Raw genomic sequence first — 21940 nt, forward strand, 5'->3', positions numbered from 1 at the left:
ACTGCGAACAACCCCGAGGTTGCCGCAATGACAACGCTCGGGGCTGCTCGATCTGAACAGAGAATTACGTGTTCAGGCCAAGTTCAATCGACGCACCTGGGATTGCCGCGAGGAGGTTCTGTGTGTATTCCTCGCGTGGACTCTCGAAGACCTCTTCGGTCGTCGCCTGCTCCACGATCCGCCCCTGCTGCATCACGCACACACGGTCGGCAATGAGCCTCACGACCGCGAGATCGTGCGTAATAAACAGGTACGTCAGACCGAGATCGCGCTGCAGTTCGGCGAGCAGATCGAGAATCTGAGCCTGCACTAACACGTCAAGCGCGGAGACTGCCTCATCAAGCACGAGGATGTCTGGCTTGAGCGCGAGCCCACGGGCCACCGCGACACGCTGCCGCTGACCGCCCGAAAGCTCGTTCGGGTACCGCGTCGCAAGCTCGCGCGGCAGCGCAACCTGATCGAGCAGTTCGAGCACGCGCGCCTTTCGGCTCGCCTGGTCACCGATCTTGTGAATGTTGAGCGGCTCCATGATCGTGTTGCCGATGTTATGCAGTGGATCGAGTGAGCCGTACGGATCTTGGAACACCGGTTGAAGCGTGCGGCGCAATTCAAACAGCTGCCGCGCGGTGAACTTCGAGGTGTCCCTGCCAGCAACCTTGATGGTGCCGGCGGTTGGCTTCTCAAGCTGCAACACCATCTTTGCGATTGTTGACTTGCCGGAGCCGGACTCCCCTACAAGCGCGAGTGTCTCACCGCGGTTGATGGTGAAGGTTGCGCCTTCAACCGCGACAAAATCTTCATGCCCGAAGTTGCCCTTGCGCAGCTTGTATACCTTGCGCAGGTCTTCGACCTCAATGAGCGGCTCGCCAACCTGGGTCTTCGACGTGTGGTCATCAGCTACCGAGGCGATATCGAACTCAGACGTCGGAGCGGGTGCCAAGTCTGCGTCCGCACCAATACGCCGCGACGCGAGGCTCGGCGCTGCCGAGACCAAGCGCTTCGTGTAGGGGTGTTGCGGGTTCTGCAGAATCTCGCGACTCGGACCAGACTCAACGATGTTGCCCTTGTACATCACGATGAGCTTTTCGGCGCGTTCCGCCGCAAGGCCCAAGTCGTGGGTAATAAACACTACTGCGGTGCCGAGTTCACTCGTCAGGTGATCGAGATGATCCAGAACCACGCGCTGCACGGTCACGTCAAGCGCACTCGTCGGCTCGTCAGCGATGAGCAACTGCGGCTTTGCCGACAGCCCGATGCCGATGAGTGCGCGCTGCTTCATGCCACCAGAGAACTGGTGCGGGTACTGGCGCATGCGACGCTCGGCGTCTTGCAGGCCGGCCTGCTCAAGCACCTCGATTGCGCGAGCTTTCACCGCTCTGCGTGACTTCGCGAGCCCGTTCGCACGGATCGCTTCCTCGACCTGAAATCCGATCGACCACACGGGGTTGAGATTCGACATCGGGTCCTGCGGCACGAGGCCTATCTCGCGCCCGCGAATCGTCTCCATGTCCTGCCGCCGAATGCCCACGAGCTCCTTGCCATTCCACTTCACCGATCCCTCGGTGATGTGTCCCGTGCCAGGGAGCAGGTTGATTACCGCGTGCATGGTTGTCGACTTGCCCGAACCAGACTCGCCGACAATTGCAACGGTCTCACCCGGGTACACGTCGAAGTTCACACCGTGTAGAACCTCGTTGGATGCCTTCTTCGTTCCAAACGCGACCTTGAGATCGCGCACACTGAGAATGGGATCGCTCATCGCTGTGCCCTCGCCTTCGGGTCAAGTGCGTCGCGAACGACCTCGCCGAGCATAATGAATGCGAGCACGGTCACGCTGAGCGCGATAGATGGATAAATGAGGTTCTCAGGGCGAGTACGCAGATCGCTCTGTGCCGCACTGATGTCGTTGCCCCAACTGATGTACTGTCCGGGCGGAAGACCGACACCGAGGAACGAGAGCACCGCTTCGGCTACGATCGCGGCCGAGAGTGACAGCGTAGTGACGACAATCACGGGCGCAATCGAGTTCGGGATCACGTGCTTCCAGAGCGTCTTCTGGCCCGAGAGACCAAGCGCCTCCGATGCCATCACGAAGTCGCTATTCTTCACTCTGAAGATTTCGGCGCGAAGGATACGAGCAGTCGAAGGCCAGGCGAAGCCACCGATCGCGAGCGAAATCACCCATATGTTGCGGTGATCGGAAAGCACGCTCATCACGACGATCGCAGCGAGGATGTAAGGAATCGAGAAGAAAATATCGCCGATGCGCGACAGGATCGTGTCGATGATTCCACCAAAGTAGCCAGCGAACGCACCGAAGAGCGAGCCAATCACAAAGGTCATAAGAATTACGATGAGGCCCACTGATACCGACGTCGAGGTGCCGTGGAGCATTCGGGAATAGATATCGCAGCCTTGCTTATTGAAGCCGAGCGGGTGACCGGGTGCTCCCGCACCATTCGACCGCGACAGTATGCATTCGCGTGGATCCACTGACGTAAACAATGTGGGAAAGAGTGCCACGACGGTAACGAGCAGAATAATTACCGCCGAGATCCAGAACATCGGGCGTCCGCGCATGTCTTCCCACGCGTCTGTCCAGAGGTTCTGCTTCTTCGCTTTTACCTTTACGGCGTCAACCGCGGCAACAGGTGTCTCGTCGAACGGGGCAACGAAGTGCTCGATGCCCGGCTTCTTGTCTTCTGGTTCTTGTGACTCAGGCATAACGAATCCTCGGATCGAGCACGGCGTACAGGAGGTCGACTATGAGGTTCACGCCGAGGTAGAACAGCACCATCACAGTCACGAACGACACAACGGTCGAGTTCTCGCCACGCAGAATGGCCTGGTAGAGCGTGTTGCCGACGCCCGGTACGTTGAAAATCGCCTCTGTGACCGTCGCGCCGACGAGCAGGACACCAAAGTTAGCGGCACTGTTCGTCACGGTCGGGATGAGGGAGTTACGAAGGATGTGTACCGGCACCACACGGCGACGCGGGAGCCCCTTTGCATATGCGGTGCGTACAAAGTCTTGATTCATCGTATCGATGACCGACGCTCGGGTGAGACGCATGCTCGTCGCAAAGAGCGTAATACCGATGACGATCGCGGGAAGCAGCATGTTGTAGAACGACACGTTCGAACCGACGGTCGTGCGGAAGATGCTCCACTGGATCGTGAGGAAGTACTGACCGATGAAGGCGACGACGAAGATCGGGAGGCTCATAAGCAGCAGGCCAACGATGAGGCTCACGTTGTCGAATACGCCACCCTTGCGCAGACCGGAGAACAGGCCGATGACAATCGCGAGGAAGAACTCGATTGCGATCGCCATAACGGCAAGGAGGCCTGTGACCGGGAAGGTACGAGCGAGGATGTCGCTCACCGGCTGGCCGCTGAAGCTCACGCCGAAGTCTCCGACAAAGATGCCCTTGAGATAGAGCAGGTACTGCACGAAGAAGGGTTTGTCGAGGTTGTACTGAGCCCGAAGCTTTTCCAGCACGATCGGATTTGGTGTCTTATCGCCGAACATGGCGACAATTGGGTCGCCCGGCATGGCGAACACCATGAAGTAGATGAGGAAGGTGGTTCCCAGCAGCACCGGGATCACCTGGAGGATACGGAAGATGATGTATCTCAGCATGAGCCACTCACCCTCCGTTCTGAGTTTGTCAACATGTTGGGTATTCTCTCGCAGTTTGTGTGCGATTCGTAGTCATGACTGCCTTGTCGCCAACCATAACCACGTAAAAACCCGTCCATCGCATTTGTGATGCCCGGACGGGCCAAGGCCCCGGGCAGTGTGCCCGGGGCCTTGGAATGGTGTTAGTTCTTGGTGATCTCGTGGTAGACGGGAACCGAGTTCCAGCCGAATTGCACGTTCTCAACCGATTCACCGAATCCGCCGGTGACGTTCGAGTACCAGAGAGGCGTTGCGGGGAGATCCTTGAGCAGGATTTCCTGTGCTTCCTGGAACAGCGCGTTTGCTGCCTCGATGTCGGTCTCCTGCGAGCCTTCGCTGAGGAGTGCGTCGAACTCAGGGTTCGAGTAGTCACCGTCGTTCGAACCAGCGTTGGTCGCATACAGCGGTCCGAGGAAGTTGAACAGGCCCGGGTAGTCGGCCTGCCAACCGGTGCGGAACGCGGTCTGGATGGTGCGGTTCGTGATCTCGGTACGAGCCTCAGCGAACGTCGGGTACGGGTGACCCACTGCGTCGATACCAAGGGTGTTCTTGATGCTGTTAGCTACAGCATCAACCCAAGCCTGGTGGCCGCCGTCAGCGTTGTACGCAATTTCGAAGGTGCCCTCCCATGGGGAGATCGCATCTGCTTCAGCCCACTTTGCCTGAGCTTCTTCAGGGTTGAATTCGAGAACCTCGGCGCCTGCGAGCGAGTCGCTCCAGCCGTCAATAACCGGCGAGGTGAAGTCACTTGCAGGAGTGCGGGTACCGTCGAAGATCACGTCAGTGATCTCGGTACGATCAATAGCCATCGAGAGAGCTGCACGGCGCAGTTCGCCCTCTTCACCATCGAAGTGAGCCAGGCGGCTCGGGATGGTGTACGACTGGAAGATAGCCGCTGGCTGGTTCACAGCGCGGTCACCAAGGTCGCTCTCGAAGTTTGCGAGCTGCGAATCGGGGATTGCGTCGAGCACGTCGAGGTTGCCGCCCTGCAGATCTGCGTAGGCCGCGTCCTGCGAAGCGTAGAAGATGATCTTCAGACCATCATTCATGACCTCGCGAGGCCCGTTGTAGTCCTCGTTCTTTGCGAGCTCAATCTCAACGTCGTGCTGCCAAGCGCCTTCGCCTGCAATCATGTACGGTCCGTTGCCGATCGGGTTCTGACCGAACGCATCGATATCTTCGAACGCAACATCAGGCAGCGGGTAGAACGCCGAGTAGCCGAGGCGAATCGGGAAGTCCGATGCTGGCTGCTTGAGCTTCACTGTGAAGGTGTAGTCATCGACAACTGTGAGGCCTGACATATCTTCGACAGCACCGTAGATGTCATCGTCGGTGCCGGCTTCGCCGTCAGGTCCATCGCTGATCTCGAAGCCTTCGATGTCTTCGAAGAAGTAGTTGCTCAGGTGCTGCAACTCGTTGCTTGCACCCTGGTTCCATGCCTTCACGAAGTTCTCTGCCTTAACAGAGGTGCCATCGGTGAAGACTGCGTCGTCGCGGAGCGTGATGGTGAACTCGCTCGAATCCTCGTTTGGTTCGATCGATTCAGCAACGTCGTTGTGCGCTGCACCTTCTGCGTCGTAGTAGACGAGCCCAGCGAAGATCGAGTCAAGAATCTTGCCGCCGCCAACCTCGTTGGTGTTGGTTGGGATCAGCGGGTTCTGTGGTTCGGATCCGTTGACAGTGATGATGCCGCCACCGGTAGCCTCGCCACCTTCTTCGCCGTCCCCGCCTGCTGAGCAACCGGCCAGCACCAGGGTGCCCGCCGCAGCGAGAGCGACAATGCCCCGCCCAATGCGTGAGTGCTTCACTGGTCCTCCTCCTTTTCGTTATGTAACTCCCCGATGTCACACCGACAGTTCATGCACATGAGTGCATCGGGAACCACGTTGGTATTACGGGGTTGAGCATAGCCACCTTTTCTCGGTGAATTTCCTTCAGGGGCAGCTCGTGACACAGTCGTGACTGAGATCTGTAATTTTCTCCAGTAATCACCAAAACTATGGAGGTGGAATTGTGCGATACCGCAAAACCTTGATCTCTCCATACTGAGGCTGGATAGCGTATTTCAGTAGGGTTCGGGCGCGCTCCGATACGCTAAAGCCGTGTCAGCACACCACCGAGAATTAGCGCCGCAGCCGATCCGCAACAAATTGAAATGGGAGCTCGCGATCGTGCTCGCGCTCTCATTTGGGTATTCGGGGGCGCGCGCAATCATCACGATTTTTGAGCGCCTCGCCCAAGAAGTCGAACTCTCCCAGCAGACCGCGACCATCAATCGCCCGCTCGCACAAGATCAGTGGTTCGACCTGCTGTACCAACTGCTAGGCATTGTGGGCGGACTTGCCCCGGTGGCACTCGTCATATACCTGCTCTGGAACGATGGTGCTCCACGTCTCACGAACCTCGGGCTCGGCGCCTACCCACCAGTCGCGAAGCAGCGCGGCTGGCTTCGCGAGACCGGTGGTGGGTTTATCCTCGCTGCCGCAATTGGCTTACCGGGCATCGTGTTCTATGTGTTTTCGAAGTGGATCGGCATCAACGCCACCGTCGTTCCCACAGCACTCGACGCATACTGGTGGACCGTACCGATTCTCATCCTGCAGGCACTGCGAGCAGCGCTCGGAGAAGAGCTCATCGTCGTCGCATACCTGTTTGACCGGCTCAAGCGGCTCGGCGTGGGTCCGCTAGCGACCATCATCACGAGCGCTCTCCTCCGAGGCAGCTATCACCTGTACCAGGGCTTTGGTGGTTTCATTGGGAACGTCGTGATGGGTCTCGTGTTCGGTTGGGCGTATCAGCGCTACGGCCGATCCCTCCCACTCATCGTCGCGCACTGGCTGCTCGACATCGTGAGCTTCGTAGGGTACCCGCTCGCACTCGCGCTTTGGCCGGCCTTCTTCGCTTAGGAGAGCGGTGTCGCGCTATCTGCCATGGCCTGCATGAGGCCCCAAACCTGATCGTAGAGTTCGGGCGCTGCTTCGCAGGTGCCAGCCGGACGAACCACGGTCCAGGTGTCGTCCTCGGCACGCTCGAGACCCCATGGACTCAAGCCCTCAGGGCTTCGCATCGCCGCACAACTATCAGGGAACGAGTTCATGAGACCCGACTGAATGAGCACCCGCTCGGGCGGACCTGCCTGATAAAACCACTCAACATTTGTGAACTGGTGAGACACGTCAACGGTAATTCCCGCATACGAAATTTCCATTGGGAATGTCGTACCGACATCTACCGCTGGCGCCTCGTCCACAGGGGGTTCCTCACTCGGAGTTTCACTTGGCGTCTCAGACGGAACCTCGCTTGGTTCCTCGCTCGGAGTTTCTTGAGTCGTGGGCGCATCGGCCGTTTGCTCCGGCTCCGAATCAGATCCGGTGATCGCGTTCACGAAAATGAACGCACCGATAAGCATGAGCACCGCAACGATTCCAACGATGATCCACGGAAGTGCGCGGCGCGAGCCCTTTCCTCGAGCGGGAACAGGACTCGTCGGCAACTCGTCTGCTGCAGTTCTCTGCTGCATTGGTGCAGCGAACTGTGAAGACGCGGCAACTGGCGCAGCTGAGACGGGTGGCGCGGCACCAGCCAACGAACCCATAACTTCCGTCTCCGGGACCTCTGGCAATTCGGGCAACCCCGCGAAGAGCTCAGCGATCTCGTCGGGCTCAGACGGGGTCATCGGCGTCGTCATCGGGAGCGTCGGGGCCGCTTTCGGTGCGGGCACCGGTTCAGGGAGGATCACAGGACGTAGATCTTCTGCTGCCTCGGGCTCGGTACCAGTCACAGCGTCAGAGCCAGTCAGGGATTCAGCACCCGCTTCAGAATTATCTGCGGTCTCATCTTCTTTTCCGGGCTCAGGCTTGGCTTCCGCCTCTGCCTCGGTGCGCGCTGACTCCTTGCCCGACTCCTCATCGTCGCGGGGGCCAAACAGCTCGTCCAGTGGGTTTCTACTCACAGCAACAGCCTAGAGGAATTAGCTTGAGGCTCGCAGCGCGCCAGCAACTGCGGAAATGTGTGGGGTGTCGGTGCCGCAGCAGCCACCGAATACCTGCAAGCTCGGAATATGGCGGGCGAGTTCAATCATCGCGTCCGAGAAAGCTGCTGGTTCGTCGCCCGGCCCATCCTCACCATCTCGCGCAGCATTGAGCCGAACGCCAATGATGCGAGCGGTTTCTGGCGCATGTGGATCCACACCGCGCAGCACCTCAGATGGGTGCGCGCAGTTCACCGCAAACCCAATCGCACCCCTGTCACTGTGCTCGTCAACCTCGCGAATCGCCTCGACGATACTGCTTCCGTCGGCGAGCTTACCGTCGGCTCCAACGGTGAACGACACCACGACCGGAATCGTTGCGGCGAGCGCGGCGCGCACAACGCCGAGTCCTTCTGCGGCATCGAGCGTGGTGACCGAGGTCACTCGATCCGCCCCTGCATCGGCGAGCGCGCGCACCTGCGGGCCGTGATATGCCTCGGCCTCTTCAGCGCTCATGCGCTGAGACGCTTCGTAGTCGTCAAACCTCGGCCCCACGACTCCGTTGATCTCAATCTGAGCGTTCGGCGCGACGCGGAGTACGTACTCGCGAAGCAGCGTGACCGCGTCGGTGTTCAAGGTGTTGAGCCGCGTATGTTGTGGATCTTCCTCTCCATCGACGAGCGCGATCCAATCTGGGTTTGCACGCCAGGTCGGGGTGTCGAGAAGCATCGGCAGGCTGTCGCGCTCGGTAAGCTCGAGGTAGGGGCGATAGTACTCACGCAGAGACTCACGCCCCGCCTCGGTGTCGAGCAGCACGAACGCAGCAAACTCGGGCAGTTCTTGCCCGAGACGATCTTCGAGTGCTGTCTCAATTCCTCCATCACCAAGCACCGGGGTGTCAAACACTGTAGTCATGCATCTGCCCTTTCTTCAGTCAGTAATGCGCGAATCTCGTCTCGTCTCTCAGTGAATGCAGAAACGCGAGCCTCATGCCTCGCCATGATGCCAGATTCTTTGAGCGCGAGGGTACCCGGGTCTCCATTTTCGAGGCCGACCCTCCAACGGTCGGCGATGAGCCCCATCCTGTGCGATACGGCATCGAGCAGCTGCGCTGCGCTCACTCCCCCGTAAGCCGTCGCTGCGACATGCAGTCTGCGTGCCACATCCTCAAGCGGAAGCTCGCGGAGCAGAGGTACTCCCGACCAGCAGAGAAATGCCAGGTCGTCAATAGGTTGGCCCGGGCCAGCACGGTCCCAGTCGATCATTCCCGCGAAGTCACCGTCGACAATGACCCAGTTATAGAGTCCTGGGTCATTGTGGCAAATAATCTCGCCGTTTTCGCGGTGGATCGGCTGCTCCCCCTGTCGCCACAGGTTACTCGTTGGTTCAAAGTCCTCGACCGCTCGGTGAAACTTGCTGAGCCACGCTGCTGCGTCTGCGAGTGCGGCATCTCTCACTTCGACCTGTTCTGGATCGAGCGTTTCACCCGGAAGGTAGTTCAGCACTTCGCGGCCCTCATCATCGAACCCGAGTACGTGCGGGATTCCCTCAAGGCGTTTCGTTCGCAAATGCTCCAGCAATTCGTGGACCGCCGGTGTCCATGGCCCGGTCGGGCGGTGCACGCGGGTTACGCCGTCAGCATCGCGTATGCGCCAGACGCCCCCTGATCCACCGGGAAGATATTCACTCTCGTTCACGGTTCGAGCTTAGAGGCGGCTTCCGCCTCACGTGCCGCTTTCTCGAGGGTTTCGACGTACTCGATCCACCATTCTCGCTCTTGCGCAGGGATGTTCGTTACTGTCGGGCGCAGACCAACGGCGCCGTCGATCAATTCGCGCAGAATATCTGCGTGACCCGCGTGCCGGTGCGTCTCAGCGATCATGTGAATGAGGAGGCGCCGCACGGTGGTCTCTTTGTTCTTCCACCACGGCACCACACCAGTAGCTTCGAGCCCCAGTTCGCGCACGATAGCGTCATCACTCTTCCAGGCGGTGCGGTACAGATCGACAATGAACTCACGTGATTCATCGTCTGTCGCCCACATATCTGAGTTATCGGGAGTGTCATCAGCTAGCCAGGGAGCATCGAACGCTCTCGATTGCCCAAGACAATCGGTGAAATATTCGTGTTCTACACCCGCGACATGCTTCACGAGGCCGAGAAGATTCGTGCCTGTAGGAGTCAAGGGACGACGAATGTCGTACTCACTGAGCCCCTCCAACTTCCACAGAAGCGCCTCCCTGGCCTCCTGCAAATATTGGAGCAGTAGTTCAATCTCGTTCGTGGGCGCTTCCTGGTGCTGGTTCACATTAGACCCTTCTAATTCGCTCCCGCACTTCTCGAATTTCGCGAAGATTAATGGGCGAGGTTGCCGGCTGCTCACCGTGCATCTGCACGTGCAGCTGCTGCATGCGGTTATCGAGTTCAGACGCAGTCACCGCGGCGCTCTTCAGGTCATCGAGCAACTGGGCCGGTACCTGGCGCTGGTATTTGTAGAAAATCTTGTGCTCAAGGCTCGCCCAAAAGTCCATCGCAATGGTGCGAAACTGCACCTCGACGGGCACATCAATGCGCCCGGTCGAGAGATACACCGGCACCGAAATAATGGTGTGCAGGCTCTTGTAGCCGTTTGACTTGGGGTGCTCAATGTAATCCTCGACCTCGAGCACAGTCACATCGTCTTGCTGCGTGAGCAGATCAAACAGCCGATACACATCGCGAATAAAGGCGCAGGTCACGCGCACTCCCGCGATGTCATGAATTTCGCGGCGGATCGAGTCCACATCGGGCTCGACTCCGCGACGCTCAACTTTCGAGATGAGACTCTCAGGCGTCTTCACTCGGCTCGTCACGTGCTCAATCGGGTTGTACTCGTGCATGTGCACGAACTCTTCACGGAGGATCGCGAGCTTTGTCTCAACCTCTTGCATCGCAAACTGATACTCGAGAAGGAACCGTTGCATTTGCTCCCCAAGCTCCCGTAGCTCGGAGGGTGAAATGGTGATCTCGTCACCAACAGCAACTGACATTCGCGGAACTGCCCCAGTGGTGCTCATGCCATGAGGCTAACCCGAAGCCATTTGAAACACCTGTGACTTCGTGCGCGTGTCTGGCGCCCAACCTCAAATGTGTATAAAAGTCGCATGGACGTTCAATCTGAGCGGACGTAGACTGCGCGAATGAACGCTTCAATACGTGTAACGATGCACACCTACGTCCTCGACTGCCCCGATTCACGCGCACTCGCAGAGTTCTATGCGAGCCTGCTCGGATGGGAGGTCGATGCGTCGGGCGCCGAGTACGACTGGGTAAATGTATTGCCTCCAGAAGGCGTGAGCACGAGTTTTCGGCTCGCGTTTCAGCAAGTACAGAACTACACTGCACCGGTCTGGCCAGACGGCCCGATTCCACAGCAGGCACACCTCGACTTCAGGGTGTCCTCACTCACCGAGGCAACTCCGATTGCCCTTGCCGCAGGAGCGACGCTGCATCCGGTACAACCCGGCGAGAACGATGGATGGACGGTGTTTCTAGATCCTGCAGGCCACCCGTTCTGTCTCACAGACTAAGCCGTAACTTCACCGCGAAGTGGCGGGTTCTACTCCCCCGCTTCGCACGAGAACGCCCACATCACCCCGTAGCGGTCGAAGACCTGCCCGTACCAGTCACCCCAGGGTGCTCGTTCGAACGGCATTCCTACCGATCCGCCCTGTTCGACAAACGCGTTGAAGAAACCGCGGGCCTCATCAACCGTGTCTGTGGTGTAAAGCATTGAGTACGCGGTATCTCGAAGCGGGTAGTCGCGATCGTCCATTGAATCGCTTCCGGCGATGACACCAACGGGCAGCGTGAGAGTTGCGTGCGCAACCGATTGTGGATCGGGTTCAAACGGCATGCCTTCGAGCTGCATGTCGCCGTATCGCACAAGCTCAAGCTCACCACCCAGCACCTCTTGCCAGTGCGTAAGCACCTCGTCGGTATTTCCCGGAAACGCGAAATATGTTGCAAGTGAAGCGGTCATGTTGCTCCTTCGTCGGTGAAGTTCACTTCTTCAAGTATGTGCGCCACCACCGACATTGAACACCCGAACTACAGCAAAAATGTGCGGAGCGCTTCGGTAAACGCCTGCGGCTGCTCCGAGTGCACCCAGTGTCCTGAGCCCTCAACCGTAACGAGTTCGACTTCAGGAAACAGGGACTTCATAATCGGTATTGCCTCGTCGCGCACATAATCTGACTTGTCACCACGGATCCACAGCACCGGACCACCGAAGCTCGGTGCTGAAATCCCAGGAAAGGCCATGATCGTGCGAAGCTCTGCGCGGAGCATGTCGAGATTCGGCTCCCATTCAAAGCCATTGTCGCCGTGCTTGAGATTCTGAAGTAGAAATCCGCGAACTCCAGCCTGCGGGATTGGACCCTTGAGCGCCTCGTCGGCCTCTGCTCGGCGCCCAACCTGCGCCAGATCCACACTCGCGAGCGAGTCGAGCAAATGGGCGAAGTTACCTTGCGCGGGATCAGATGTCACCGGAGCGATATCGACTACTACGAGCTTGCGCACGAGGTCGGGATGCCTGAGCGCGAGCACCATTGCGACCTTGCCGCCCATTGAATGACCCACAATGTCGATAGGCCCGCTCGCCGCGAAATCGGCGCGCAAGTGCTCGGCGGTGAGGTCGGCCATCTCCGCATAGTCAAACTCTGCAGTCCACGCCGACTTGCCGTGGTTTGGCAGGTCGACAAGCAGACTTTGCACCTCGGGCGCGAGCGCACCCGCAATGGTTGCAAAGTTGCGCCCCCGCCCAAACAGCCCGTGCAAAAATGCCACCCGGTGCGTCGCCTCGGCATCAGATTTGCCAGCGAGCATCGAAAAAACAGTTGGTTTCGAGGTTTCGGTCACCCCTCCAACTTACCCGGGCGAAGTGCGGCCCCCGCAAGTTTCATCAATGCCGCGCAATGTCAATCAGCCCAAAAGGTCCGTTCGCATCTCTCGCACTTGAGCACGAAGAGCTCTCACCATGGTGGCGACTTCCGGACGCTGCAGCGTATCCCGCCGAGAAACCATCCAATAGCTCAGCGAAATGTTCACGATGTCTTCCATAATCCGCACGAGCTCTCTGTGACGCGTAGCCATATAACCGGCCAACAGGCCGATGCCGGCACCAGCCCGCGTCGCCTCCACGTGCACAAATGTGCTGCTTCCCGAGATCGTTTCTTGTCGTTCCACGTCGAAGTCCTGCAGCATATCCAAGGCGTCCACCTGCAGCATCGTGTCCGCAAAATAGATCAATGGATGCTGCCCAAGCGTAGTGAGGTCGGTCGGCGCAACGTTGCGCTTGAGGTAGCTCTTCGACGCATAGAGTCCAAAGGTGTATTCGCACAGTTGAGACGTTTCTGCCCGATTCACTTGCGGCTCACCGACGACAATCTCAAGATCGATATCAGAGCGTTGCTGCAGCGCTCTTCGAGTCGTAGTGACAATCTCAATCGACACGTTTGGGTGCTCCTCTCGCACCCGAGCAGCGGCCGGGGTGAGAATGAATGACGCGAACCCGTCAGGGGCCGAGACTCTCACCACGCCGCGCACAACGCTCTCGTCGTTCGAGCGGCAAGGCGTCTGGCATGGCGAAAGTTGGCGATGAGACCTGGCAGTTTCACGAGGCCCAGGTGTACGCAGAGAAGAACTGGGGGCGCGAGGGATTCCCTGAGTCGTGGTGGTGGGGGCAGGCTCAGGGATTCGCTGAACCGGCAGCGTGCCTCGCGTTCGCGGGTGGTGTCGTCACGACCGGTCGCATGCGAGTAGAGGTCACCGCACTCGTGGTCCGCCTGTCCGACGGCCAGGTGATCCGCCTCGGCAACCCAGTCGTGAGCCCCGTGCGAACTCGCACGGGCGACGAGCACTGGCGGTTGTCGGGGCGCGGTTTTGGGTGGCGGATCGAAGTTTCTGCAACGGCGCCTCTCGATCAGGCATTCGTGTTGCCTGTTCCACTCCCGAGTGAGCACCGCAATGTTCCTGGCGATCTCGAGCACCTGGTCGGAGACCTCGAAGTGACGGTTCACCGGCACGGCCGCCGCGTGTGGAGCGGCCGCACATCGCTCGCTGCCCTAGAACACGGAGGCCTCAAACGCGCACGAAATGAATTGATCCGCCGCGGTCTCGACGAGACGATACCCTCAGCGCCTCCCGCAACACCTCAACCCTGACTCTGCGAGAGCAATCCACCAATTCAAATCTGAACTAGGTATGTGCGAATCTGGTTGATTTTTGCTGTTTTTGCGACCCCAGTAAAGAGGAACACGTGAGCGAAGTCTATGCGCCCCGCACCCGTGAGCATGAAACCATTGCAGGACGAGGCTCTGCCGTGATTGATCGCGGTAAACACCTCGACTTCTCGCACATCTTTCGGGAACGAAAGGGCAGCCTCGCTATCGAGCTCGGGCCACCCCACGACTTCCCACTGCACGTCGTCAGAGAGCAGAGGTCGCAGGCTCTCAATCTTTCCTGCAGCCCAATCCGCTGAGAACTGGCTCACGAGCAGGTTGCGAGGTGAGTTGCCACAGTCATCGGGGAGAGTAATCTTCATGATGCCCCTAACCGTACTCTAGGCGACCCGCCGATAGTGCGCGGCGAGCACGCCGTTACTCATTGGTTCCGCTGAAATCAGTTTCAACTGTCGTGCGCTTGGTAACCCGCCTTCGTACAGCTCGGGTCCATGCCCCGCAATCACTGGGTGGATCAGGAACCTGTACTCATCGATCAGGCCTAACCGGTCCAGCTCTTTGGCAAGCTTTCCGCTGCCGAGAAGCACCCCTTCGGGAGTGCTGTCCTTAAGTTCTTGAACTGCAGTCCGCAAGTCTCCGACGAGGTGGTGTGTGTTGGTCCACGGAAAATCATGTCTCGTCGTCGACATGACATACTTCGGCTTACTCTCAAGCTTGACCGCCCAATCACGTTCCGCTGCGGGAGCTTCGATTTCACCGCGGGCGACTGCCGGCCAATAACTCTCCATCAATTCGTAGGTGGTCCGGCCCCAGAGCATTGCCCCGGACTCATCCATTAGACGAGTGAAGTAGGCGTGCGTCTCGTCGTCAGCGATCCCTTCTTGGTGGTCGATACAACCATCGAGGGTGACATTAAGACTGAACGTCAAGCGAGGCATCGGCGGCACGCAAAGGAGCGATTTCGGCGATCTCATCGGCAACGCGATCCTCAGCAAGGTCGAGATCGTAGCGCACCTGCAGATTCATCCAGAACTGTGCAGACACACCAAAATATCTACTCAGACGAAGCGCAGTATCTGCTGTAATCGAGCGCTTACCGTGCACAATTTCATTAATGCGACGCGGGGGCACCCCGATTGACACGGCTAGCTTGTGTTGTGTGATACCAAAACCGGTGATGAAGTCCTCCATGAGCACCTCACCCGGATGAATCGGGGAGAGCTTGTCAATTGTAGTCAACGATTTCAACCCTTTCTGGCCCAGTTGCGGTCCACACGAAGCAAATCCGCCATTGATCAATAACCCTGATGCTATGTTCTCCGACCCTGTCGCCTTTCAGTGATTCGAGCCGGTTCCCTGGCGGAATCCGGAGGTCTTCGAGTGACACCGCTGCTTCCACCTGGCGCAGCTTCCGTAGCGCAACCGAATGAATCCGAGGATCGATCGACCTTACCCGTTCCCTACGCCACAATCGCTCAGTGTCCTTATTACCGAACGATCTAATCATGATATCAAAACATAACGCCAGGCGTTAATAACGTTTGGCGTTAGGCAAGAGGACACGTCCGGGCCTGTCCACTCAGTTCGGTGTTGAATCCATTTGTATAGTATCTGATTCCCATAGGTCGAGTCTGCATCCACGCGGGTCGGCTATCAGACCAAATCAGTCAGCCTGTGGAGAAAATGGGTCAACAACCTAATGTGAGCGATCACCCATCCTCGATCTCAAGGCGGAAGGCAAAGTGGAAGATCGCAGTCCTGACCCGATGTGGGAACGACCTGAAGCGGTCAAACAGGACTCTCTACACCAACGGATTCTGGGCGAACACACACGGCGTGCACATTGATTTGTGCCTTTTTATACCGTGACCAACCGTCGCCATTCGGCGCGTCCCACTGAAAGCTGCGCCCAGCACGGTTGAGACGGTCGTGCTCTTCTTCAGTAACCCAACATTTCTGCAGAAGACGATCAAAAATCTTAATCAAGTGCTCAGGTGAGCCAGCGGGACCACCAGCAATTGGTGAGTGGCTCGTGTTTGAGCGAGGATCGGCTTGGCGCGGATCAACAATCTCGATGATGATACGTTTCATGGGTACAACATGCTCGACAACTCTTTGTTCAAGAGGCAATCTCATGGCGTCGAGCGTCGCAAACGTAACAGCGTGAGCAGTGTCCAACTTTTCAAGAATTCGGCGAAGTCTTGCAGGGTATCCTCTTGACCCCTTAGACCACAGCCTTCCTCCTGAATCGAGAAACGGTCGGACCTCACCCTCAATGAGTTCAAATGTCTCGTTGGCTACTCGAAGGCGATACTCGTCACTGAATGCAACGTTGGAGCCGGACATCGAACTCAATCACTAACTCAGTTCGCGCGCTTGACCACGCTCGACTTGAGCTGCATGTTGCCAAAACCAGGCACGCGGGCATCGATGTCGTGACCGCCAGCGCCTCCGGGGTTGAGACGAATACCGGTCACCTTGGTGCCGACTTTGATGGTGCCGCCGCCACCGCCGGAGACCTTCACAGTTTTCACGAGCGTAACGGTGTCGCCATCAGAGAGCACGTTACCCACGGCATCCTTGATCACAGGCTCTTCAGGCTCACGCGCCTCAGCTTGATCTGCCGACCACTCGTGTCCGCACATGGGGCAAACGAGCAGCGCGCCTTGCTCGTACGCGTAAGGCCCGGCACACTCGGGGCACGGCGGCAACGAATCAGACATTGAACCGCCACTCGCAGACATCGCCGTCCTGCATGATGTAGTCCTTGCCCTCCATGCGGGCCTTGCCCTTCGCACGAGCCTCAGCAACAGACCCAGTCTCGACGAGGTCAGCAAACGAGATGATCTCGCCCTTAATGAAGCCCTTCTCGAAGTCGGTGTGGATAGCGCCAGCCGCCTGCGGCGCTGTCGACCCCTTCTTGATCGTCCAAGCGCGCGCCTCTTTCGGACCCGCCGTGAGGTAGGTCTGCAACCCAAGCGTGTCGAAGCCAATGCGCGCGAGCTGATCGAGACCGCTCTCCTCCTGGCCAATAGAAGCGAGGAGCTCCATGGCGTCCTCATCATCGAGCTCGATGAGTTCGCTCTCGAGCTTCGCGTCGAGGAAGATTGCCTTCGCAGGAGCGACTAGCGCAGCAAGCTCGTCGAGTTTCGACTTGTCGCCGAGCACGCCCTCGTCAACGTTGAAGACATAGAGGAACGGCTTCGCGGTGAGCAGACCGAGTTCGCGAATCGGCTCCAGATCCACACCCGCGAGCGAAAGCAACTTACCTTCGTCGAGCGCCTCTCGCGCAGCCTTCGCCGCTGCGACTACCGAGGGATCGATCTTCTTGTTCTTGAGCTCTTTCTCGTAGCGCACGAGTGCCTTGTCGAGCGTCTCCATGTCGGCGAGGATCAGCTCAGTGTTGATCGTCTCCATGTCACTCGACGGGTTCACATCCCCATCAACGTGAATGACATCGGGGTCAGAGAAGCCACGCACGACCTGTGCAATTGCGTCGGCCTCGCGAATGTTCGCAAGAAACTTATTGCCAAGCCCCTCACCCTCGCTTGCACCTTTCACGATGCCAGCGATGTCGACAAAACTCACGGGCGCAGGCAGGATCCGCTCACTCCCGAAAATCTCGGCTAGCTTGTCGAGTCGGGGGTCAGGAAGGTTCACGACACCAATGTTTGGCTCGATTGTTGCGAACGGGTAGTTCGCGGCGAGCGCGTCATTCTGGGTAAGTGCGTTGAAGAGGGTCGACTTGCCGACGTTCGGGAGTCCGACGATTCCAATAGTTAGAGCCACGAGGGTCCAGTCTACGCGACCGCGGGAGGCCAAACGCCGATGATCACCGCCATCACGACGAACGTCACGAACTCGTGCGCAATATTCATGATGGTGAGGCCGGCTGGTCTGCCCTCAAACGCATCGTGCGTAATGAACCGAGCAGCGGTGAACCCAGCCCACAAAATCACCGCGGTAAGCAGCGCCGCGAGCAAGAATGATCCACCGTAGAACTCATTTGAGATCCACGTTGCGCCCGCGAGTACCCACGCAGAAATGAGGCTCACGATCACGGTGACCACAATGGGTCCAACCGCACTCTTGCCTGAGTTGGGGTCGACTTTCGCTAGCCGCATCCAGGCATTACCAAACACCTTCGGGGTGTACCAGACTGAGCCAACGACCATCGTGGATATCGCGGCGATGATTACGGCCCAGTAATTAATGACGGGAATCATGGCAGTCTCCTTTGACTCACTCACCGAGCGGTGTACTAGCGAGTTTAGACGCTTGCAAGCGCATCGCACACGGTTGCTTGTCGGCGGGGTGTGTCAGGCTATACGCGTGCCCATAGATTTCACCGCTATCGACTTCGAGACCGCGAATAGCCACCCATCCTCTGCGTGTTCCGTTGGGCTCGTTCGTGTGCGTGACGGTGTTGTGGTGGATCAGGATTACTGGCTGATCCGACCCCCTGAGGGCCACGCCGAGTTCTTGCCTTTCAATGTGAAGATTCACAACATCACGGCAGAAATGGTTGCAGAATCGGCTCCATGGGAGGGGCAACTCGAGCGGCTTCGGGATTTCATCGGTACTGATGTCGCGGTTGCGCACAATGCGGCGTTCGATATGGGCGTGATTCGGGCGGCCTGCGCTGAGACAATCACGCCTACACCTCGACTGAAATACCTCTGCAGCGTGCTCGTCTCGCGAAAGACCTACGAGATTCCGTCGCACCGTCTTCCGCTCGCGGCTGAGGCCGCGGGATTCGGAGAGTTTGCCCATCACGATGCTCTCGCCGACGCCGAGGCGTGCGCGGCGATCATCATTGATGCGGCGAAGCGTCACGAGGTCGCCGATGTGAAAGCCCTCGCGAAGAAGGTCGGGCTCACAGTCCAGCAGCTCAAGGCGATTCCGCTGAAGCTGTGACTTCCACGTAGCCCGTCATAAGATGCCAGATATGACTGCAAAGGCGAGGATACGGGCTGCTGCAACGGCGATGCTCGTCATCACCGCAGTCACTCTTTCAGGGACGCCGAAATGGTTGTTTCGCCCGACCTCACATTAGAGCAGGCCGCAGAAATTGCGGCCGTGAGTTGCGCTCACGCAACCAAGATCACTCAGATATCACTCTCAACTACCGAGGGATACGGCGAGAACGGTCGGGTGGACTCCGTGATCGCTGAAGATTCATGCATCGACGAAAGTGCTCTCGTACGCTTCGCTCAGATGTGTTCGGCCATGAACGACCTGCTGGAACAGGGGTATGTTGGCGAGTTCTACGTCGAAGGAATCTACGGACCAGACGGGCGCCTCAGCGAGGCTCCCGCAGAACTCGATGGTCATTTCGGGCTGCGTGCAGGCGCAGCCGAAGAAGAAATGCTGATCGTTGCGCTGCGCGCGATCCACACCCGAATTTCTGACTCATCGTTGGAGTTCACTGGCTACGTGAGCGAGAACGGCACACTACTGTCACCCACCGAGAACACGCTGACCGCGCGACTCTCACCCGATACGAAACTTGATAAGCATCTCCCGTTCGTCAACACACTGTTCAGTGGCTGGCGCCACTCGGTTGCGGTGACTGACAACTCCGTCGCAGTACAGGTGAGCAACAGCCTCAATCTTGCATCTCAGCAGCTGCGGGATCTCATCGCTCAGGGTGAAGCTTCGGGAATCGAGGTCTGGACCAGACGCCGAAACTACCGCACACGAGCGTCTCGTCACCGATGCCCGCAGCGGCGTCTTCGATGAGGTGCGTCTCGGTGGCAACGGAATCGAAAGTGTGGATCAGATCGTCGAATAGTCAGGGTTTGTCGGTGGTCAATGACACCATGGGTGCATGACGATTTCTCCAGTGGTGTTCACGCTTTTGCTCGTGGTCGCGCTCGTGCTTGGCGCGGGAATTGGTGCGCTGATTATGGCGCTCCGGGGCCAGCGAGTGCAGCAAGAACTAGCCGTTTCTTCGGCCCGGTCCGAGGGGCTCGAGGAGCGGCTTCGAGAAGCTCAAGCAAACGCTGAACGGCGCATAGAGCTCGATCGTGAAGAGCAGCGAGTGCTGCAACAGCTCGCGCCGCTGCAGTCGAGCCTCGGCAAACTTGAGCGCACCGTGGTCGATATCGAGCAGCAGCGGGCGCGCCAGCACGGTGAGTTGACTGAGCAGTTGCGAGAGGCGGCCCGGGCCGAAGAGAAACTTCGCGGCACCGCCGAAAGCCTCGCGTCTGCGCTCCGTTCAAACAACACTCGTGGCCTGTGGGGCGAAACGCAACTGAAGCGCATCATCGAGGCGGCTGGCATGCTTGAGCATGTCGATTTCGAAGTACAACAGCATATTCAGACACTGAATGGGGCGGTACGGCCCGACCTCGTCGTGAAGCTGCCCGGCGGCAAATCGATTGCGATTGATGCGAAGGTGCCGTTCGATTCGTACCTCACGTCACAATCGGTTCGAGGTGACGAAGAGCAGACGTCCGCGCTCCTCGCGCAACACGCAAAGGCCATGCGCGACCACATCGTCACCCTGAGCGGTCGCGACTACGCCGCAGCGCTCGGTGACTCCCCAGAGTTTGTCATTGCGTTCGTGCCGAGCGAGTCCCTGCTGTCTGCAGCGCTCGATGCAGATCCCGTGCTCCTTGAATTCGCATTCGAACGCCGGGTGGCTCTCGCCTCACCTGTCAGTCTCTGGTCGATTCTCAAATCTGTCGCCTACAGCTGGCGCCAAGAATCGCTCTCGAACGAGGCCCGCACCCTCTTCGAGCTAGGCCGCGAACTGAACAAGCGACTCGGCACGACAGCTGGGCACCTCGACAAGCTCGGTCGAACACTGTCACGCAGCGTGCAAGATTACAACGCTTACGTCGGCTCGCTTGAACGCCAAGTACTGCCTACAACACGCAAAATCGGCGCGTTGAACGGCGACGCACTCAGTGAACCATCACAGCTCGAAGATGCGGTGAGACCGCTGGTTGCCCCAGAGTTCGCATCGCTCGAGCGTGTAGAGGCACAAAGCTCAAGCTCAGCGAACGAGAGCTGAGCGTCTCGGCGTCAGTTCTGGCTGTGTTAGTCCCAGCGGTTCGGATCCATGTCACTCGTGACGTGGCGAATTGTGCCAGAGTGTGAGCGCATCACAATGCTCTCCGCGCGAACGAATGGACCGCGACGCTGCACACCGTCAACGAATTCGGAGTCAGTGATGCCGGTCGCAACAAAGTAGCAGTTGTCACTCGCGACAAGGTCGTTAGCTTCGAGCACGCGGTCGAGATCATGCCCCGCGTCGATAGCTCGCTGGCGCTCCTCATCATCCTTTGGCCAGAGACGACCCTGAATGACTCCACCAAGCGCCTTCACCGCGCACGCGGTGATGATGCCCTCGGGGGTACCGCCGATACCGACACACAGGTCAATCCGCGAATCCCAACGCGCAGCGTTCACGCCACCAGCCACGTCGCCGTCCATAAGCAGACGCGTTCCAGCCCCAGCCTCACGAATCTCCTGAATCAAACCCTCGTGACGAGGGCGATCGAGCACTGCAACGCGAATGTCTGAAACATCAACACCCTTTGCCTTCGCGAGGTCACGAATGTTCGCTCCGATTGGCTTGCGAATATCGACAATGCCAACGCCATCGGGCCCGCACACCAGCTTGTCCATGTAGAAGACAGCTGACGGGTCGTACATGCTTCCGCGATCCGCCACAGCGATCACCGAGAGTGCGCCGGGGCGACCCTCGGCCGTGAGTCGCGTGCCGTCAATGGGGTCAACCGCGACATCGCAGTCAGCTCCGAGGCCGTTGCCCACTACTTCACCGTTGTACAACCATGGAGCGTCGTCTTTCTCGCCCTCGCCGATCACGACCGTGCCATTCATATTCACGGTCGAGAGGAAGCGGCGCATCGCATCGACAGCAGCACCATCTGCAGCGTTCTTGTCGCCACGCCCGATCCACGGAGTAGCGCGCATCGCGGCCGCTTCAGTGGCTCGCACGAGCTCCATCGCGAGGTTACGGTCGGGCTGCCAATCGCCGAGCGAAGTAGGTTCAGTCATGACACACAGACTACCGCGTAGACTGGGGTGGCCGCA

The 21940-nt window shown here is 58.5% G+C and carries 27 protein-coding genes; 6 read left to right on the top strand and 21 right to left on the bottom strand.

From position 1 onward, the window contains the following. Positions 1-64 precede the first annotated feature (64 nt). From H9L06_RS04475 to H9L06_RS04490, 4 genes are all read right to left on the bottom strand, one after another. Positions 65-1759, bottom strand: a complete 1695-nt coding sequence (locus H9L06_RS04475; protein WP_187556036.1) for a dipeptide ABC transporter ATP-binding protein — start codon at positions 1757-1759, stop codon at positions 65-67. Beyond that, on the bottom strand, positions 1756-2724 hold the full coding sequence (locus tag H9L06_RS04480; RefSeq protein ID WP_187556037.1) for an ABC transporter permease: 969 nt from the start codon (positions 2722-2724) through the stop codon (positions 1756-1758). Before H9L06_RS04480 ends, H9L06_RS04475 begins: the two co-directional genes overlap by 4 nt. Next, positions 2717-3643: an ABC transporter permease gene (locus H9L06_RS04485; RefSeq protein WP_187556038.1), complete on the bottom strand. Its 927-nt coding sequence runs from the start codon at positions 3641-3643 to the stop codon at positions 2717-2719. Before H9L06_RS04485 ends, H9L06_RS04480 begins: the two co-directional genes overlap by 8 nt. A 182-nt stretch (positions 3644-3825) precedes the next feature. Continuing rightward, complete coding sequence (locus H9L06_RS04490) at positions 3826-5490, bottom strand: peptide ABC transporter substrate-binding protein (RefSeq protein ID WP_187556039.1); 1665 nt, start codon at positions 5488-5490, stop codon at positions 3826-3828. Positions 5491-5784: 294 nt separating this feature from the next. On the opposite strand from H9L06_RS04490, the gene H9L06_RS04495 reads away from it, so the two are divergent. Continuing rightward, a complete protein-coding gene (locus H9L06_RS04495; RefSeq protein WP_187556040.1) occupies positions 5785-6588 on the top strand; it encodes a CPBP family intramembrane glutamic endopeptidase in 804 nt (267 codons plus the stop codon). Here H9L06_RS04495 and H9L06_RS04500 read toward each other — a convergent pair. From H9L06_RS04500 to H9L06_RS04520, 5 genes are read right to left on the bottom strand one after another with little or no spacing between them, the layout of a single operon-like run. After that, positions 6585-7634, bottom strand: coding sequence for a hypothetical protein (locus H9L06_RS04500; protein ID WP_187556041.1), 1050 nt, complete (start codon positions 7632-7634; stop codon positions 6585-6587). The genes H9L06_RS04495 and H9L06_RS04500 overlap by 4 nt on opposite strands. Before the next feature lie 18 nt (positions 7635-7652). Then, positions 7653-8567, bottom strand: coding sequence for a homocysteine S-methyltransferase family protein (locus H9L06_RS04505; RefSeq protein ID WP_187556042.1), 915 nt, complete (start codon positions 8565-8567; stop codon positions 7653-7655). Next, entirely contained in the window at positions 8564-9349 is a 786-nt protein-coding gene (locus tag H9L06_RS04510) for a phosphotransferase (protein ID WP_187556043.1), read from the bottom strand. The genes H9L06_RS04505 and H9L06_RS04510 overlap by 4 nt, the downstream gene beginning before the upstream one ends. Next, positions 9346-9960 carry a DinB family protein gene (locus H9L06_RS04515; protein ID WP_246454494.1) on the bottom strand — a complete coding sequence of 205 codons (615 nt, stop codon included), beginning with the start codon at positions 9958-9960 and terminating at the stop codon, positions 9346-9348. Before H9L06_RS04515 ends, H9L06_RS04510 begins: the two co-directional genes overlap by 4 nt. Before the next feature lies 1 nt (position 9961). Continuing rightward, on the bottom strand, positions 9962-10708 hold the full coding sequence (locus H9L06_RS04520) for a GTP pyrophosphokinase (RefSeq protein ID WP_246454495.1): 747 nt from the start codon (positions 10706-10708) through the stop codon (positions 9962-9964). A gap of 123 nt (positions 10709-10831) precedes the next feature. On the opposite strand from H9L06_RS04520, the gene H9L06_RS04525 reads away from it, so the two are divergent. Beyond that, a complete protein-coding gene (locus tag H9L06_RS04525) occupies positions 10832-11221 on the top strand; it encodes a VOC family protein (protein ID WP_187556044.1) in 390 nt (129 codons plus the stop codon). Positions 11222-11250: 29 nt separating this feature from the next. Here H9L06_RS04525 and H9L06_RS04530 read toward each other — a convergent pair whose 3' ends face one another. From H9L06_RS04530 to H9L06_RS04540, 3 genes are all read right to left on the bottom strand, one after another. After that, the gene (locus H9L06_RS04530; RefSeq protein ID WP_187556045.1) at positions 11251-11673 is read right to left on the bottom strand and encodes a VOC family protein; all 423 of its coding nucleotides are present in this window, start codon (positions 11671-11673) and stop codon (positions 11251-11253) included. A 68-nt stretch (positions 11674-11741) separates the two neighbouring features. Next, positions 11742-12551, bottom strand: a complete 810-nt coding sequence (locus H9L06_RS04535) for an alpha/beta fold hydrolase (protein ID WP_382336351.1) — start codon at positions 12549-12551, stop codon at positions 11742-11744. A 63-nt stretch (positions 12552-12614) separates the two neighbouring features. Further along, positions 12615-13238 carry a substrate-binding domain-containing protein gene (locus H9L06_RS04540; RefSeq protein ID WP_246454496.1) on the bottom strand — a complete coding sequence of 208 codons (624 nt, stop codon included), beginning with the start codon at positions 13236-13238 and terminating at the stop codon, positions 12615-12617. On the opposite strand from H9L06_RS04540, the gene H9L06_RS04545 reads away from it, so the two are divergent. Continuing rightward, the gene (locus H9L06_RS04545; RefSeq protein ID WP_187556047.1) at positions 13193-13855 is read left to right on the top strand and encodes a tocopherol cyclase family protein; all 663 of its coding nucleotides are present in this window, start codon (positions 13193-13195) and stop codon (positions 13853-13855) included. The two genes, H9L06_RS04540 and H9L06_RS04545, sit on opposite strands and share 46 nt — an antisense overlap. A gap of 23 nt (positions 13856-13878) precedes the next feature. Here the strand turns inward: H9L06_RS04545 and H9L06_RS04550 are convergent, their stop codons facing one another. From H9L06_RS04550 to H9L06_RS04585, 8 genes are all read right to left on the bottom strand, one after another. After that, complete coding sequence (locus tag H9L06_RS04550; RefSeq protein ID WP_187556048.1) at positions 13879-14235, bottom strand: hypothetical protein; 357 nt, start codon at positions 14233-14235, stop codon at positions 13879-13881. An 18-nt stretch (positions 14236-14253) separates the two neighbouring features. Next, the gene (locus H9L06_RS04555; protein WP_343069267.1) at positions 14254-14847 is read right to left on the bottom strand and encodes a dihydrofolate reductase family protein; all 594 of its coding nucleotides are present in this window, start codon (positions 14845-14847) and stop codon (positions 14254-14256) included. Next, positions 14786-15112, bottom strand: a complete 327-nt coding sequence (locus tag H9L06_RS04560; protein ID WP_187556050.1) for a HigA family addiction module antitoxin — start codon at positions 15110-15112, stop codon at positions 14786-14788. The genes H9L06_RS04555 and H9L06_RS04560 overlap by 62 nt, the downstream gene beginning before the upstream one ends. Continuing rightward, a complete protein-coding gene (locus tag H9L06_RS04565; RefSeq protein ID WP_187556051.1) occupies positions 15099-15380 on the bottom strand; it encodes a type II toxin-antitoxin system RelE/ParE family toxin in 282 nt (93 codons plus the stop codon). Before H9L06_RS04565 ends, H9L06_RS04560 begins: the two co-directional genes overlap by 14 nt. A 281-nt stretch (positions 15381-15661) precedes the next feature. Then, positions 15662-15964, bottom strand: coding sequence for a hypothetical protein (locus H9L06_RS04570; protein ID WP_187556052.1), 303 nt, complete (start codon positions 15962-15964; stop codon positions 15662-15664). A 272-nt stretch (positions 15965-16236) separates the two neighbouring features. Beyond that, the gene (locus H9L06_RS04575) at positions 16237-16596 is read right to left on the bottom strand and encodes a zinc ribbon domain-containing protein YjdM (protein ID WP_187556053.1); all 360 of its coding nucleotides are present in this window, start codon (positions 16594-16596) and stop codon (positions 16237-16239) included. Next, positions 16589-17662, bottom strand: coding sequence for a redox-regulated ATPase YchF (ychF, locus tag H9L06_RS04580; protein WP_187556054.1), 1074 nt, complete (start codon positions 17660-17662; stop codon positions 16589-16591). The genes H9L06_RS04575 and ychF overlap by 8 nt, the downstream gene beginning before the upstream one ends. An 11-nt stretch (positions 17663-17673) precedes the next feature. Further along, the gene (locus H9L06_RS04585; RefSeq protein ID WP_187556349.1) at positions 17674-18099 is read right to left on the bottom strand and encodes a DUF1761 domain-containing protein; all 426 of its coding nucleotides are present in this window, start codon (positions 18097-18099) and stop codon (positions 17674-17676) included. Positions 18100-18205: 106 nt separating this feature from the next. On the opposite strand from H9L06_RS04585, the gene H9L06_RS04590 reads away from it, so the two are divergent. The 3 genes from H9L06_RS04590 to H9L06_RS04600 all read left to right on the top strand — a co-directional run bounded on the left by H9L06_RS04590 (position 18206) and on the right by H9L06_RS04600 (position 20894). Then, on the top strand, positions 18206-18790 hold the full coding sequence (locus tag H9L06_RS04590) for an exonuclease domain-containing protein (protein ID WP_187556055.1): 585 nt from the start codon (positions 18206-18208) through the stop codon (positions 18788-18790). A 111-nt stretch (positions 18791-18901) separates the two neighbouring features. Next, complete coding sequence (locus tag H9L06_RS04595; RefSeq protein WP_187556056.1) at positions 18902-19615, top strand: hypothetical protein; 714 nt, start codon at positions 18902-18904, stop codon at positions 19613-19615. 88 nt (positions 19616-19703) lie between these two features. Beyond that, positions 19704-20894, top strand: a complete 1191-nt coding sequence (locus H9L06_RS04600) for a DNA recombination protein RmuC (protein ID WP_187556057.1) — start codon at positions 19704-19706, stop codon at positions 20892-20894. Between the two features lie 26 nt (positions 20895-20920). Here the strand turns inward: H9L06_RS04600 and glpX are convergent, their stop codons facing one another. Further along, a complete protein-coding gene (gene glpX, locus H9L06_RS04605; protein ID WP_187556058.1) occupies positions 20921-21904 on the bottom strand; it encodes a class II fructose-bisphosphatase in 984 nt (327 codons plus the stop codon). Positions 21905-21940: the final 36 nt, after the last annotated feature.

Source organism: Leucobacter denitrificans, from assembly GCF_014396385.1.
In the GTDB taxonomy this organism is placed as follows: domain Bacteria; phylum Actinomycetota; class Actinomycetes; order Actinomycetales; family Microbacteriaceae; genus Leucobacter; species Leucobacter denitrificans.

Bases quoted from the DNA above. Each gene is read 5' to 3' on its own strand.
- H9L06_RS04475 (WP_187556036.1), bottom strand. From the start codon at position 1,759: ATGAGCGATCCCATTCTCAGTGTGCGCGATCTCAAGGTCGCGTTTGGA.
- H9L06_RS04480 (WP_187556037.1), bottom strand. From the start codon at position 2,724: ATGCCTGAGTCACAAGAACCAGAAGACAAGAAGCCGGGCATCGAGCAC.
- H9L06_RS04485 (WP_187556038.1), bottom strand. From the start codon at position 3,643: ATGCTGAGATACATCATCTTCCGTATCCTCCAGGTGATCCCGGTGCTG.
- H9L06_RS04505 (WP_187556042.1), bottom strand. From the start codon at position 8,567: ATGACTACAGTGTTTGACACCCCGGTGCTTGGTGATGGAGGAATTGAG.
- H9L06_RS04520 (WP_246454495.1), bottom strand. From the start codon at position 10,708: ATGAGCACCACTGGGGCAGTTCCGCGAATGTCAGTTGCTGTTGGTGAC.
- H9L06_RS04525 (WP_187556044.1), top strand. From the start codon at position 10,832: ATGAACGCTTCAATACGTGTAACGATGCACACCTACGTCCTCGACTGC.
- H9L06_RS04530 (WP_187556045.1), bottom strand. From the start codon at position 11,673: ATGACCGCTTCACTTGCAACATATTTCGCGTTTCCGGGAAATACCGAC.
- H9L06_RS04545 (WP_187556047.1), top strand. From the start codon at position 13,193: ATGACGCGAACCCGTCAGGGGCCGAGACTCTCACCACGCCGCGCACAA.
- H9L06_RS04550 (WP_187556048.1), bottom strand. From the start codon at position 14,235: ATGAAGATTACTCTCCCCGATGACTGTGGCAACTCACCTCGCAACCTG.
- H9L06_RS04555 (WP_343069267.1), bottom strand. From the start codon at position 14,847: ATGAGATCGCCGAAATCGCTCCTTTGCGTGCCGCCGATGCCTCGCTTG.
- H9L06_RS04565 (WP_187556051.1), bottom strand. From the start codon at position 15,380: ATGATTAGATCGTTCGGTAATAAGGACACTGAGCGATTGTGGCGTAGG.
- H9L06_RS04570 (WP_187556052.1), bottom strand. From the start codon at position 15,964: ATGAAACGTATCATCATCGAGATTGTTGATCCGCGCCAAGCCGATCCT.
- H9L06_RS04575 (WP_187556053.1), bottom strand. From the start codon at position 16,596: ATGTCTGATTCGTTGCCGCCGTGCCCCGAGTGTGCCGGGCCTTACGCG.
- H9L06_RS04585 (WP_187556349.1), bottom strand. From the start codon at position 18,099: ATGATTCCCGTCATTAATTACTGGGCCGTAATCATCGCCGCGATATCC.
- H9L06_RS04595 (WP_187556056.1), top strand. From the start codon at position 18,902: ATGGTTGTTTCGCCCGACCTCACATTAGAGCAGGCCGCAGAAATTGCG.
- H9L06_RS04600 (WP_187556057.1), top strand. From the start codon at position 19,704: ATGACGATTTCTCCAGTGGTGTTCACGCTTTTGCTCGTGGTCGCGCTC.
- glpX (WP_187556058.1), bottom strand. From the start codon at position 21,904: ATGACTGAACCTACTTCGCTCGGCGATTGGCAGCCCGACCGTAACCTC.